Consider the following 12367-nt stretch of genomic DNA (forward strand, 5'->3'; position numbering starts at 1 on the left):
GGGGCCTGAAATCTTGGTGCGTCAGTCGCGGGTGTGCGACAGGGCGTCGAGGAACGCCCGGGCCCAGCGGTCGACGTCGTGGGCCAAAACCTGCCGACGCAGCGCGCGCATGCGACGTCGTCCCTCTTCGGGGGACTGGGTCAGGGCGTCGGCAATGGCGTCCTTGACCCCGTCCAGGTGGTGCGGGTTGGTCAGGTATGCCTGCCGCAATTCCTCTGCGGCGCCGGTGAATTCGCTCAGCACGAGGGCGCCGCCGAGGTCGCTGCGGCACGCCACGTACTCCTTGGCCACCAGGTTCATGCCGTCGCGCAGCGGCGTCACCAGCATGACGTCGGCCGCGACGAAGAACGCGATGAGTTCCTCGCGGCCGATCGCCCGGTGCATGTAGTGCACCACCGCGTGACCGACCTCGCTGTACTCGCCGTTGATATGCCCGACCTGGCGCTCGATGTCTTCGCGCATGACCTTGTAACTGTCCACGCGCTCGCGGCTCGGAGTGGCCAGCTGGACCAGTACGGTGTCGTGCCGGTTGGCCCGGCCTTCGGCGAGCAGCTCCGAGAACGCGCGCAGCCGCACGTCGATGCCCTTGGTGTAGTCCAGCCGGTCCACGCCCAGCATGATCTTGCGTGGGTTGCCCAGCTCATCGCGGATTTGACGGGCGCGCTGCCGGATGGTGCGGCTGCGGGCCTGCGCGTCCAACGCCGCCGAGTCGATCGAGATGGGGAACGCGCCGACCTTCACGATGCGGTCGTCGTGCATCACCTCGCCGAGCCGCGAGCGGACGCCGATGGTGTGGCGCGAGGTGTTGGCGTCGAGCAGTCGGCGGGCCAGCACCAGGAAGTTCTGCGCACCGCCGGGCAGGTGGAAGCCCACCAGGTCGGCGCCGAGCAGGCCTTCGATGATCTCGGTGCGCCACGGCATCTGCATGAACAGCTCGACGGGCGGGAACGGGATGTGCAGGAAGAACCCGATGGTCAGGTCGGGGCGCAGCTCCCGCAGCATCTTCGGGACCAGCTGCAGCTGGTAGTCCTGCACCCAGACGGTCGCGCCCTTCGCCGCGACGCGGGCCGTGGCCTCGGCGAAGCGCCGGTTGACCGTGACGTAGGCGTCCCACCAGTGCCGGTGGTAGATGGGCTTGACGATGACGTCGTGGTACAGCGGCCACAGCGTCGCGTTGGAGAAGCCCTCGTAGTAGTCGGCGATGTCGGCGGCCGACAGGCTGACCGGGCACAGGGTCAGCTCGTCCTGGACGATCGGCTCTTCGTCGCTGTCGGCGACGCCGGGCCAGCCGATCCAGGCGCCGCGCTGTTTGCGCAGCAGCGGCTCCAGCGCCGTGACGAGGCCGCCCGGGCTGCGCTTCCAGGTGATGGAGCCGTCGGGGAGCCGCTCCATGTCGACGGGCAGCCGGTTGGCGACCACGACGAAGTCGCAGTTGCCGACGGACTTCGCGGCGGCCTTACCGCCCTTGGAGGATTTGGGACTCGCGGTGGACGCCGCAGAAGCGTCGTTGCCTCCGCGGGCCGTCACGCGTCGAGCTTCGTGGGCCCGATACCCAGCATGGACAGGAACATCCGACATTCGTCGGCATCGTTTGCGTACGCGGCTACGACCCGGCGGGCCTGACGGGCGGTGCTGTCGGCCAGGGGCTCCACATCGCCGATATCGGCGGGATCAGTTTTTGCAGGCATTACACAACCTTAGGCGAATGTTGTTACGGGCTGGAACTCACCGACGAGTGTGGCTGTACCTCGGGCACCTGTTCCTCCGAGAGGCCGATGCATTCGCCGGTGTTGTGGCCGGTGCAGGGAATGCCGTTGATCTCGCCGAGCTGGTTCGTCGGCGCCTGTACCGGCGGCGGCGCCTGGTCGTTGCCGCCCTCGAGACAGGAGCCGCTGACGGGGTTTTCCGTCATGCCGGGCGGGCAGTTGGTCTCCCCGAGCAGTGCGGCGGGCACCGGGCCGCTCAGGGCGAATACGGCGGGTGCGGCGACTGTCGCGAAGGCGAAGCTGCCGGCCACCAGGAGGCGTCGCTGGATCTGAATGCTCATCGCGTCACGCTTTCGTTGGCGAAAATTTCAGCGTACGCCCGTGTGCTGTGCCGCGAACGGGAAAATTGGCCGCCCGACCAGCATTGTGTACAACTTTCGAAAAGTGTATACAAGACGTGTTCCCCGTTGATCTGTCCAGAGGAGTACGTCGGTGCAGTTTTCAGTCCAGGGTTGGCTGACAGATCGGACGGTGTTGATCACCGGCGGTGGCAGCGGCATCGGTAAGGCCATCGCGCAAGGAGTGGTGGCCGCCGGCGGCAACGCGCTCATCGTGGGCCGCACCGAGGCCACGTTGCAGTCCGCCGTCGACGAGATCTCCGCCGCCGGGGGGCCGGGCGCCATCCGCTTCCAGACCGCCGACGTCACCAACGAGGACGACGTCGCCAGCGCCGTCGCGACCGCGGCCGCGTGGAACGGCAAGCTCTCCGGTGCCGTGCACTGTGCCGGCGGCTCGCTGACCGTCGGGCCCGTCACGCACCTGGATTCGGAGATGTGGCGCCAGACCGTCGACCTGAACGTCAACGGCAGCATGTACGTCGTCAAGCACACCGCGCGGGAAATGGTGCGCGGTGGCGGCGGATCGTTCGTCGGCATCTCGTCGATCGCGGCGAGCAACACCCACCGCTGGTTCGGGCCGTACGGCGTCACCAAGTCGGCGCTGGATCACCTGGTCCAGCTCGCGGCCGACGAGCTCGGCGCGTCCTGGGTGCGGGCCAACAGCATCCGCCCCGGCCTGATCCGCACCGACCTGGTGGCGGCCAGCATCTTCGAATTCGAGCCGCTGCGTGAGGATTACAAGCAGTGCACGCCGCTGCCGCGGGCCGGCGAGGTCGAGGATGTCGCCAACCTGGCGCTGTTCCTGCTCAGCGACGCATCGCAATGGATCACCGGCCAGCTGATCAACGTCGACGGCGGTCAGAAGCTGCGCCGCGGCCCGGACTTCTCGGCCATGATGGAACCGATGTTCGGCGCCGACGCCATGCGCGGGGTGTTCGCCGACTGAGGCCGTGCCCGGCGTCCGCGCAGGGCCCGTGGCCGGTTTTTGGCGTCAAACCCAGGCGTTGGCTGTGCTTACGATCGACGAATGACGCAGCCCCCGTACCCGCCGCCCGGCTATCCAGGGCCTGGACAGCAGTACGGGCCGCCGGCTCCGCAGTGGCCGGCGGCGGCACAGCCGGGCGCCGGTAATCAAGGGCCGCAACCCTATTGGCAAGCACCGTATGGCCAGGCGCCGTACGGTCAGGTCCCGCAGGGCCAGTGGTCGCACTATCCGCCACCGCCCAAAAAGACCACCGGCCGCATTATCGGTGTCGTCGCCGCGGTCTTCGCCATACCGGTGGTCATCGCGGCGATTGTCGGTATTACGGCGGGCGTTCGCGGTGAACCGCCGACCACTGCGAACACGGCCGACGATTTCAAGGCCGTTTGTAAGAACGGTTCGGTGGGCAATGCCGCCGACTACCAAAAGCCGTACAAGGTCGTCACGTTCTACGAGTCGGTGACCGGGTGGTCGGCAGTGACCTTGCTGGGGGCCGGAGCAGACTATTCCGGGGCCAATTTGCCGCCTTCGTCGATCAATGTCGTCGCGTGCCTGTCGCGGCAGGCCGGCACCGAGAAGAAAGAGGGCACCTGTGACTACGACAGCGGCCGCGACAAGGACCGCGTGAGTCGTTACTCGGTCGACTACGACGTGGAGTTGCGCGAGGCCAAAACTGGTAAGCGCATCAAGAGCCTCGGTCCCGTGCGAGGCCCTTCGACCCGATGCCCGGTTGTGGCTCTGTACACCGCCTCAAGCCACAAAATGTACGGCGACCCTGACAAGGACCAGCTGAATGCGATGCTGAAGGAATTCGCCGGATAGGTGAGTGGCCGCTACTTCGGCGCCACCACGCCGTGGTCGTAGGCGTAGACGATCGCGGCCGCCCGGTCCCGCAGGTCGAGCTTGGTGAAGATGCGCCCGATGTGGCTCTTCACCGTCACCTCAGAGATGACCAGGCGGTCGGCGATCTCGGCGTTGGTCGCGCCGGAACCGATCAGCTGCAGTACGTCGAGCTCGCGAGCGGTGAGCCGGTCGGCCACGTCATCCGACGGTGCGCCGGGCGCGCGCCGGTAACCGTTCAGCACCCGGGCGGTGACGGCCGGGTCCAGGTACGCCTCGCCGCGTGCGACGGCGTGCACGGCCCGGATCAGTTCCTCGGCCGGTGAGTCCTTGAGGACGAAGCCCGACGCGCCCGCGCGCAGCGCCGCGGACAACAGGTCGTCGTCGTCGAAAGTGGTGAGCGCCAAGGCCGGTGGACCGCCGCCCGCGCGCAAGGCGCGGATCGCGTCGACACCACTGACGCGCTTCATCCGCAGGTCCATCACCACCACGTCGGGACGGCACCGGAGCACCTCGCGCGGCACCTCGTCGCCGTCGGCGCATTCGCCAACGATCGCGAAGCCGTCCTTGCGGCGCAGGATCCGGCGCAGGCCGGAGCGGACGAGTTCCTGATCGTCGACCAGCAGGACGTCGACGGTGGCACCGTCTTTCAGCACTGCGACGTCAGTCATGGCGAACCTCGGCGCGTGGCATCAGGATTCGGTGCATGGCGCAGTGGGCCGTCGTCGCTGTCGCTGTCGCCGCGATCGGCACGCGCGCCTGGACCGTCCACCCCTGAGGTCCGGGGCCGGCCTGGAACTCACCGTCGAGTAACGCGATTCGCTGTCGCATGCCCGGTAGACCGGCGCCCGTCGCTTCGCCGGTGACCGGTCGCGGCAGCTCGTTGGCGACAGAGAGCACGGCCGTGTCTTTCTCCACATACAGCCGCAGCCGCGCCGCTGAGGACGGGGCGTGCTTGGCGACGTTCGCCAGCGACTCCTGCGCCACCCGGTACAGCGCCAGGCCGATCCCGGGAGTGACCGACGCCGGGTCGACCTCGATGCTCGACTCCACGTGCAGGCCCGCGTCGGCGAAACTCGTCACCAGGTCGGGCAGGTCGGACAATCCCGGCTCGGGGGCCAGCCGCAACGGGGCGGCATCGCGTGCGCCGAGCAGACCGACCGTCTGACGGATGTCCGACATGGCCTGTCGGCCGAGACGCTCGGCGTCGAGCAGGCCGTCCACCGCCTCGTCGACGTCGTTGTCCTCCTGCAGGGCGCGCCGGGCGCCCGTGAGGTGCAGCATGGTCACCGACAAGGAGTGGGCGATCACGTCGTGTACTTCGCGGGCGATGCGTCGGCGCTCGTCGGCTGCGGCCTGTTCGGCGAGGACGTCCTGGCGGGCGCGTTCTTCGATGACGAGACGCTGTTGCAGTTGCAGGATGTGTCCCATCATCGCGGCGATGGCCAGGAAGAACAGCAGATAGGGCACGAACGTGCTGAGGTGTCCGGTGCGGGACGCGCTGATCAGGAGCAGCGCGCTGGCGAGCAGACTCACGAGGCCGATGCGCATCGGGCCCAGCGCGAACACCTCTCCGAGCATGAACATCAACAGGAACGGCGCCGCGTCGAGGAAGACCGGCGGCCAGCACAGCAACAGCAGTGCCACCCCGGCGAGCACCGACGCCGCGCTGACGGCGGTCGACGGCTTGTAGCCGCCCACGATGAACGCGAGGATCGGCGCGAACACGAGTCCGACGGCGGCGATCAGCAGCCATGGCTTGGTGAAATCCCGCTGCGTCGCGGCGGTCGCCGCGACCACCAGCGTGCCGGTGTACATCACGATGGGGACCGTGAACGGGTACTGGTAGGCCACGAGCCCGCGCCGACGCAGCGCGAAGTCACGGAGCCGGCCCATACCGCCAGCGTAGAGCTGGTGCCGGGATTTACACATCATTCGCGGGACGGCTCGGGCCTCCTACCACGGTAGGAGACCCGGTCTCGTCCGCAGCACGACGTTTCCGGGCCCTGGTCGCTCGTAGTTTCGGACGCATGTGGGACGTCATCGCAAGATTCTGCAGCCGCTTCGCGGTCCTGATCATCGGATTGTGGGTGCTGGCCGCGGCGGCGGGCAATCTGCTTGTCCCGCAGGTGGAAAGCACGGCGCACAATCACGCGCGGGGCTTCCTGCCCGCCGATGCCCCGGTGAACCTCGCCGGCGTCCAGATGGACGAGCAGTTCCACGACGGATCCGGCGGCAATCTCAATTACCTGGTGCTGGAGGGTGATCGCCCGCTCGGTGCGCCGGAGCGGGCCTACTACGACCGCCTGCTGAGCACGTTGCGTGCGGACACCGAGGATGTGGATTCGGTGATGGACCTGTGGTCCGACCCCGTGACGGCGGCCGGCGCGCAGAGCACCGACGGCAAGGCTGTCTACACGATGCTGCGGATTCGCGGCGAGCTCGGCGCCGCCAAGGCGAACGCCGCGCTGGATGCGGTGCGGCGGATCGTCGCGGCTGCGCCGGCACCCGCCGGACTGCACGCCTACGTCACCGGACCGGGCGCCACCATCGCCGACGAGCTCAGCGCGATCGACAAGCAGATGCTGATGATCACCGGTGTCACGGTGGTGCTGATCGCGGTGCTGTTGTTCGTCGTCTACCGCTCGGTGATCACGTCGGCGATCCCGCTGTTGACCGTCGGCCTGGGGCTCGGGGTCGCGCGGGGCGTCGTGGCGTTCCTGGGGGAGCGGGACCTGATCGAGGTGTCGATCTTCTCGGTGTCGCTGCTGGCCGCGATGGTGCTCGGGGCGGCAACGGATTACGGCATCTTCCTGCTGGGCCGCTACCACGAACAGCGCCGCGCCGGGGTCGACCACGAGGACGCGCTGGTGATCGCGAACCGCAGCGTCGCGCCGGTGATCGCCGCGTCGGGGCTGACCATCGCGGCGGCGCTGTCATGCCTGCTGTTCGCCCAGGTCGGCATGCTGCGCAGCGCCGGATTACCCTGCGCCATCGGCATTCTCACCGGGATGTTCGCATCGCTGACGTTGTTGCCGGCGTTCATCGGGCTGGCCGGCCGGCATGGCCTGGCGCAGCCGCGAAGCCGTGCCGCGGCCAAGGTGCCCGGCCTGAGCTGGCGCCGGGTCGGGACGGTTGTCGCCCGGTGGCCGGGACCGGTACTGGTGGCCTCGTCGGTGATTCTCCTGGTCTGTGCCATTCCGCTCGCCGGTATCCGGCTGGGCTTCGATGAGCTTGCCGCACAACCTGATTCCACCCACGCCAACCGGGGATACCAGGCAATGGACCGGCACTTCCCGCCCAACCGGCTGCTGCCCGAGATCGTGTCCATCGAGACCGATCATGACCTGCGTAACCCGGCGGGCGTCATCGCGGTCGAACGGGTGACGCGGAAGATCATGGAGATTCCCGGGATTCGCATGGTGCAGTCGGCGTCACGGCCGGCGGGGTCGGTGCCCGAACAGGCGGCACTGACCGACCAGGCCGGCACCATCGCCGACCAGCTCGACGACGGGGTGGCCCAGCTGAGCAAGCGGCTCGGCGCCGTCAACCAGCTGTCCGCGACGTTGGACCAGTTCTCCTCGGCGATAACGCAATTGCAGAACGGGCTGGGCGGCAGCGTCCGCGGTCTCGGGCAACTCGGCTCGGGGATCGATGCCATGCACGGCGGCATGCAGCAGTTGCGGGACAACGTCACCTCGGTGTCGCAGTACATGGATCCGCTGCGCGGCTTCACGAACGCCAACCCGAATTGCGCGGCCGACGCCATCTGCTCACTGGTGCTCAAGGTGGTCGAGCCCATGGATTCGGTGGTGGCGGCCACCGGCACGCTGACCGACAGCACGCGGCAGTTCGGCGCCGGAACCACGGACATGGCGAAGTCGCTGACCGGCGCGCAGGCGTCGGTGCGCTCGATGCGGGCCGCCGTCGACCAACTCGGCGCCGTCACAACACAATTGACCAAGACGGTGGGCGAGACCCGGGGCATGTTCTCCGGGCTGACGGACTACCTGCGCGGGGTGCGGGCCGACTTCCAGGACAGTGGCTCGGGCGGCTTCTACCTGCCGCAGCGCGCGTGGCAGGACCCGCGGTTCCAGCGCGCGGCCGGGTTGTACTTCGCGCCCGACGGCCGGTCGACGCGCCTGCTCGTCTACGGCGACGGCAAGGTGTTCGGCACGGACGGCGCGCTGCGCTCGCCCGAAATCCTGACCGCGGTCCGGGAGGCCACGAAAGAGGGCACGCTGGTCCGAAACACCGTCTTTGTCACCGGTTTCGGCACCGGCACGGCGGAGCTTCGCGGCTATGTGTCAGACGATTTCCTGTTGCTCGCGGCTGTCGCGTTGGCGCTCGTGTTCTTGATCATCCTGATCATGCTGCGCAGCCCGGTGGCGGCCGCGGTGGTGATCGGCACCGTCGTGGTGTCCTACGCCTCGGCGCTCGGGGTCAGCAGCTTCATCTGGCAGGACCTCTTGGGCAAAGACCTCCACTGGGCGGTGCCGTCGATCGCGTTGATCGCGTTGGTGGCCGTCGGCGCGGACTACAACCTGCTGCTGACCATGCGGCTGCGCGAAGAGGTGACCCGGCCGGACGCGGGTTTGAAGACGGGCATGGTCCGGACGTTCGGCGGTACCGGCGGCGTGGTGACCACGGCCGGAATCGTCTTCGGCATCACCATGTTCGCGATGCTGTCCAGCGACGTGCTGAGCATCGAACAGGTCGGCACCACCATCGGCGTCGGCCTGCTGATCGACACCCTGATCGTGCGGACGTTCGTGGTGCCCGGCATCGCGGGGCTGCTCGGGCGGTGGTTCTGGTGGTCGCCGGTTCCGCTGGTGCGTGGCGTGGTGTCTCGGACGTTCACGCGCCGGCCGTCGCGACCGCGGCGGGACGTGCCGTTGATCGCCGGCACGGCGCCGGGCCGAGAAGTGTTGCAGGGCGCGGCGGGCTGAGTTCAGCCGGCCACTTTGGCAGTCAACGTGATCAGCTGGTCGAACAGCCCTGCCAGTTCTCCGCCACGCCGCTCCAGCGGGGTGAAGCCATCGGCGCCGAACTCGGTGAACAGCGACAACGACACCTGGGCACGGACGTCGAGCATCTGGAAGTTGGCGACGATCTGTCGCCACTGCTCGACGGCGCGCACCCCGCCGTCGGCGCCGTAGGACACGAAACCCACTGTCTTGCCGAACCATTCAGAACCGAGGGAGTCCACGGCGTTCTTGAATGCGCCCGGGACACCGTGGTTGTACTCCGGGGTGACGAAGATGAACCCGTCGCAGGCATCGATCGCCGCGCTCCACCGCTGCACGTTCTCGGACTCGTACTGTTTCTTGGCCGCGGCCGGCACCGTCGCAGCCGTGAGCAGCGGCACGTCGAAGGTCTTCAGGTCGATGAGTTCGAACTGGGCGTCGTCGCGGTGGGCGGCCTGCTCGGCCACCCAGTCGCCGACGCCGGCACCGCTGCGCCCATCTCGAATCGATCCCACGATGATGCCGATCCTCATGAAGTGCTCCTCTTCTGCGTCGTAACCCCGATCCCGGCTCCTGACAGCCTGCCGAACTCGGAGTACCCGCGCGGAAGAATCGCAACCACTCACATGATCAATGCCCGGCGTCGAACTCCACCGGCAGCGTCTGCGGCCCACTGACCGCCATCAGCGGCTTCCATGGCGCCGGACCCGTGCGGCGAATGTTCGGCATCCGCTGCGTCAGCACCGTGAGCGCTCTGACCAGTTCCAGTCGCGCCAGATGCGAGCCGAGACAGTAGTGCACCCCGCCACCGAAGGTGAGCATCGGCGGCGCATCACGCCGGGTGATGTCGAACTGATCGGGATTGTCGTACACCTGCGGATCACGGTTCGCCGCAGCGGTATTGGCGACGACGAGTGAGTCCCGCGGGAAGAAGTACCCCGCCAACTCCACATCTTCGGTGACATATCGCGGCACATTGAGGACGATCGGCGCGAACCGCATGACCTCATCGACTGCCTGGGGCACCAATTCGGGATGCGTGGCGAGTAGCGCCCATTGGTCCGGGTGATCACAGAAGGTGTCCACGGCAGCGGCCAGTTGATTGCGCGTGGTATCGGTGCCCGCCGCAAGGATTCCCATGGACAGCATGAGCAATTCGGGATGGCTGAGCCGGTCGCCGTCGTCCTCCGCGCGGATGAGGGCGGACAGCAGGTCGTCGGTCAGCGTGGTGCGACGCTCCGTGATCATCGCGTCGATGTAATCGTCGAATTTCTGCCAGGCCGTGAGGATTTCCGATTCGTGTGCGGCTACATCCCACCAGAACATCTTGAAGATGTCGTCGGTCCATTCCGAGATCATCCGCCAGTCGGTGCGCGGCACGCCGAGCAGCGCGCAGATCACCGGGATCGGGTACGGCTGGGCGACGTCGGCGACGATATCGCAATTGCCCACGGCGGCAACGGGATCGACCAACTCCGCAAGGATCGCGTCGATCAGCGAATCGAGCCTGCCCACGGCCCTGCCGGTGAACGCCTTGCACACCAGCTTCCGCAGCCGAGTGTGCTCATCACCGTCGAGACTGAGCAGTGCGCTGCCGATGCGATCCCACAACGGACCTCCGGTGACTCCGCGCGGCACCAGCCCACGCACGCCGGGTTGATGAAACCGCGAGTCGCGCAGAACCGTACGGACCAATTCGTAGCTGAGCACCTCCGGTGCGTGTGGCCCGATGGCCACAGGCGACTGCCGGCGGACCTCCTTGATCATCCGGTGCGCGGTTGCCGGGTCGTCGACGGCTTCGTAGTCGATGACGGGCAGGTTCGCGTCCGTGACGCTGACAGGGTGTCCGGCGGCGATGGTCATCGATGTCTCCCTCGGTTCCGATAGAAGTCACTATCGGGCCGAGCGGGGCGCAACACATCAGCCGAACGGCGTAATTGACTACCTAGTCGAGCTGCACGGTCAGCGCGGCGCCGGTCGCCGCGATGACATCGTCGACGCTCACGCCCGGGGCGGTCTCGCGCAGGATCAAGGTGCCGTCGCCGGGCACGTCGATGACGGCCAGGTTCGTGATGATCCGGTCGACCACACCCTGACCGGTCAGCGGCAGCGTGCAGACCGGGACGATCTTGGGGTTACCGGCCTTGTCGGTGTGCTCCATGAGCACGATGACCCGCGACGCGCCGTGCACCAGGTCCATGGCGCCGCCCATGCCCTTGACCATCTTGCCGGGCACCATCCAGTTGGCCAGGTCGCCGGTGCGCGAGACCTCCATGCCGCCGAGCACGGCGGTGTCGATGTGGCCGCCGCGGATCATCCCGAACGACAGCGACGAATCGAAGTACGCCGCACCGGGATTCACCGTCACGGTTTCCTTGCCGGCGTTGATCAGGTCGGGGTCGACGTCGTCCTCGGTGGGGTACGGGCCCGTCCCCAGGATGCCGTTCTCCGAGTGCAGGGTGACGTGTACGTCGCCCGTCAGAAAGCCGGGGATGAGGGTGGGCAGGCCGATGCCGAGGTTGACGTACTCGCCGTCGATCATGTCGGCCGCGGCGCGGGCGGCCATCTGGTCACGGTTCCAGCCGGTGCTCACTTCGCGTCTCCTTTTTCGCTGACCGTGCGCTTCTCGATCTGCTTGTCCTGCGGCCCGGTGTGCACGATGCGCTGCACGAAAACGCCGGCGAGGTGGACGTCGTCGGGGTCGATCTCGCCGGGCTGCACCAGTTCCTCGACCTGGACGATGGTGATCCGTCCGGCCATCGCGGCCAGCGGGTTGAAGTTGCGTGCGGTCTTGTTGAAGACCAGGTTGCCCGCGGTGTCGGCGCGTAGCGCGTGCACCAGGGCGAAGTCGGCGTTGATCGACTCCTCGAGCACGTAGCGCTTGCCGTTGAATTCCCGAATCTCCTTGGGCGGCGAGGCAACCGCGACGGATCCGTCGGCCGCGTAGCGCCACGGCAGACCGCCGTCGGAGACCGGGGTCCCGACGCCGGCGGGGGTGTAGAACGCGGGGATGCCGGCGCCGCCGGCGCGCATCCGCTCGGCCAGCGTGCCCTGCGGGGTGAGTTCCACCTCGAGCTCGCCGGACAGGTACTGGCGGGCGAACTCCTTGTTCTCGCCGACGTACGAGGCGGTGACCCGACGGACCTTGCCGAGGCCCAGCAGCACGCCGAGGCCGACGCCGTCGACGCCGCAGTTGTTCGAGAACACCTCGAGGTCGGTGGCGCTCGACGCGGCGATGGCATCGATGAGTTGGTCGGGGATGCCGCACAAACCGAATCCGCCGACAGCCAGCGTGGCGCCGTCACCGATGTCGGCGACCGCTGCGGCGGCCGAGGCGTACACCTTCGAGGTCATGACACTCCGTTCATCCAGTAAACGCGTGACCCACTCAACACGGCACGCCGCTGACAAGGCAAGTCTCTGCTCGAAGCTGGTCGAATGTGTTCACATGGTGAGCATTGACGCCATGTGCGT

The 12367-nt window shown here is 67.6% G+C and carries 12 protein-coding genes; 3 read left to right on the forward strand and 9 right to left on the reverse strand.

Features of this window, described 5'->3' with window-relative positions; all coding sequences use genetic code 11:
* Positions 1–21 precede the first annotated feature (21 nt).
* From ACJH6I_RS23670 to ACJH6I_RS23680, 3 genes are all read right to left on the reverse strand, one after another.
* Positions 22–1419, reverse strand: a complete 1398-nt coding sequence (locus ACJH6I_RS23670) for a trehalose-6-phosphate synthase (RefSeq protein ID WP_406784579.1) — start codon at positions 1417–1419, stop codon at positions 22–24.
* 104 nt (positions 1420–1523) lie between these two features.
* Positions 1524–1688, reverse strand: coding sequence for a hypothetical protein (locus ACJH6I_RS23675; protein ID WP_090562895.1), 165 nt, complete (start codon positions 1686–1688; stop codon positions 1524–1526).
* 23 nt (positions 1689–1711) lie between these two features.
* Positions 1712–2047, reverse strand: a complete 336-nt coding sequence (locus tag ACJH6I_RS23680) for an intersectin-EH binding protein Ibp1 (protein WP_406784566.1) — start codon at positions 2045–2047, stop codon at positions 1712–1714.
* 151 nt (positions 2048–2198) lie between these two features.
* Between ACJH6I_RS23680 and ACJH6I_RS23685 the strand changes: the two genes are divergently transcribed.
* Together ACJH6I_RS23685 and ACJH6I_RS23690 are read left to right on the forward strand one after the other, a co-directional pair.
* On the forward strand, positions 2199–3050 hold the full coding sequence (locus tag ACJH6I_RS23685; protein ID WP_071285612.1) for an SDR family oxidoreductase: 852 nt from the start codon (positions 2199–2201) through the stop codon (positions 3048–3050).
* An 81-nt stretch (positions 3051–3131) separates the two neighbouring features.
* Positions 3132–3908: a hypothetical protein gene (locus tag ACJH6I_RS23690; RefSeq protein WP_406784567.1), complete on the forward strand. Its 777-nt coding sequence runs from the start codon at positions 3132–3134 to the stop codon at positions 3906–3908.
* A gap of 11 nt (positions 3909–3919) precedes the next feature.
* On the opposite strand, the gene ACJH6I_RS23695 is transcribed toward ACJH6I_RS23690, so the two are convergent.
* Both ACJH6I_RS23695 and ACJH6I_RS23700 read right to left on the reverse strand, forming a co-directional pair.
* Positions 3920–4597, reverse strand: a complete 678-nt coding sequence (locus ACJH6I_RS23695) for a response regulator transcription factor (RefSeq protein WP_318985481.1) — start codon at positions 4595–4597, stop codon at positions 3920–3922.
* Positions 4590–5822: a histidine kinase gene (locus tag ACJH6I_RS23700; protein ID WP_318985482.1), complete on the reverse strand. Its 1233-nt coding sequence runs from the start codon at positions 5820–5822 to the stop codon at positions 4590–4592. Before ACJH6I_RS23700 ends, ACJH6I_RS23695 begins: the two co-directional genes overlap by 8 nt.
* A gap of 134 nt (positions 5823–5956) precedes the next feature.
* Between ACJH6I_RS23700 and ACJH6I_RS23705 the strand changes: the two genes are divergently transcribed.
* Complete coding sequence (locus ACJH6I_RS23705) at positions 5957–8875, forward strand: RND family transporter (RefSeq protein WP_406784568.1); 2919 nt, start codon at positions 5957–5959, stop codon at positions 8873–8875.
* Positions 8876–8877: 2 nt separating this feature from the next.
* On the opposite strand, the gene ACJH6I_RS23710 is transcribed toward ACJH6I_RS23705, so the two are convergent.
* The 4 genes from ACJH6I_RS23710 to ACJH6I_RS23725 all read right to left on the reverse strand — a co-directional run bounded on the left by ACJH6I_RS23710 (position 8878) and on the right by ACJH6I_RS23725 (position 12247).
* On the reverse strand, positions 8878–9426 hold the full coding sequence (locus tag ACJH6I_RS23710; RefSeq protein WP_318985484.1) for an NAD(P)H-dependent oxidoreductase: 549 nt from the start codon (positions 9424–9426) through the stop codon (positions 8878–8880).
* A 97-nt stretch (positions 9427–9523) separates the two neighbouring features.
* Positions 9524–10756 (reverse strand): cytochrome P450, encoded by a 1233-nt coding sequence (locus ACJH6I_RS23715; RefSeq protein WP_406784569.1) that lies wholly within the window; start codon positions 10754–10756, stop codon positions 9524–9526.
* Between the two features lie 82 nt (positions 10757–10838).
* Positions 10839–11486 carry a 3-oxoacid CoA-transferase subunit B gene (locus tag ACJH6I_RS23720; RefSeq protein WP_406784570.1) on the reverse strand — a complete coding sequence of 216 codons (648 nt, stop codon included), beginning with the start codon at positions 11484–11486 and terminating at the stop codon, positions 10839–10841.
* The gene (locus tag ACJH6I_RS23725) at positions 11483–12247 is read right to left on the reverse strand and encodes a CoA transferase subunit A (RefSeq protein WP_406784571.1); all 765 of its coding nucleotides are present in this window, start codon (positions 12245–12247) and stop codon (positions 11483–11485) included. The genes ACJH6I_RS23720 and ACJH6I_RS23725 overlap by 4 nt, the downstream gene beginning before the upstream one ends.
* Positions 12248–12367 lie beyond the last annotated feature (120 nt).

Source organism: Mycobacterium sp. SMC-13, assembly GCF_045311035.1.
Classification (GTDB): domain Bacteria; phylum Actinomycetota; class Actinomycetes; order Mycobacteriales; family Mycobacteriaceae; genus Mycobacterium.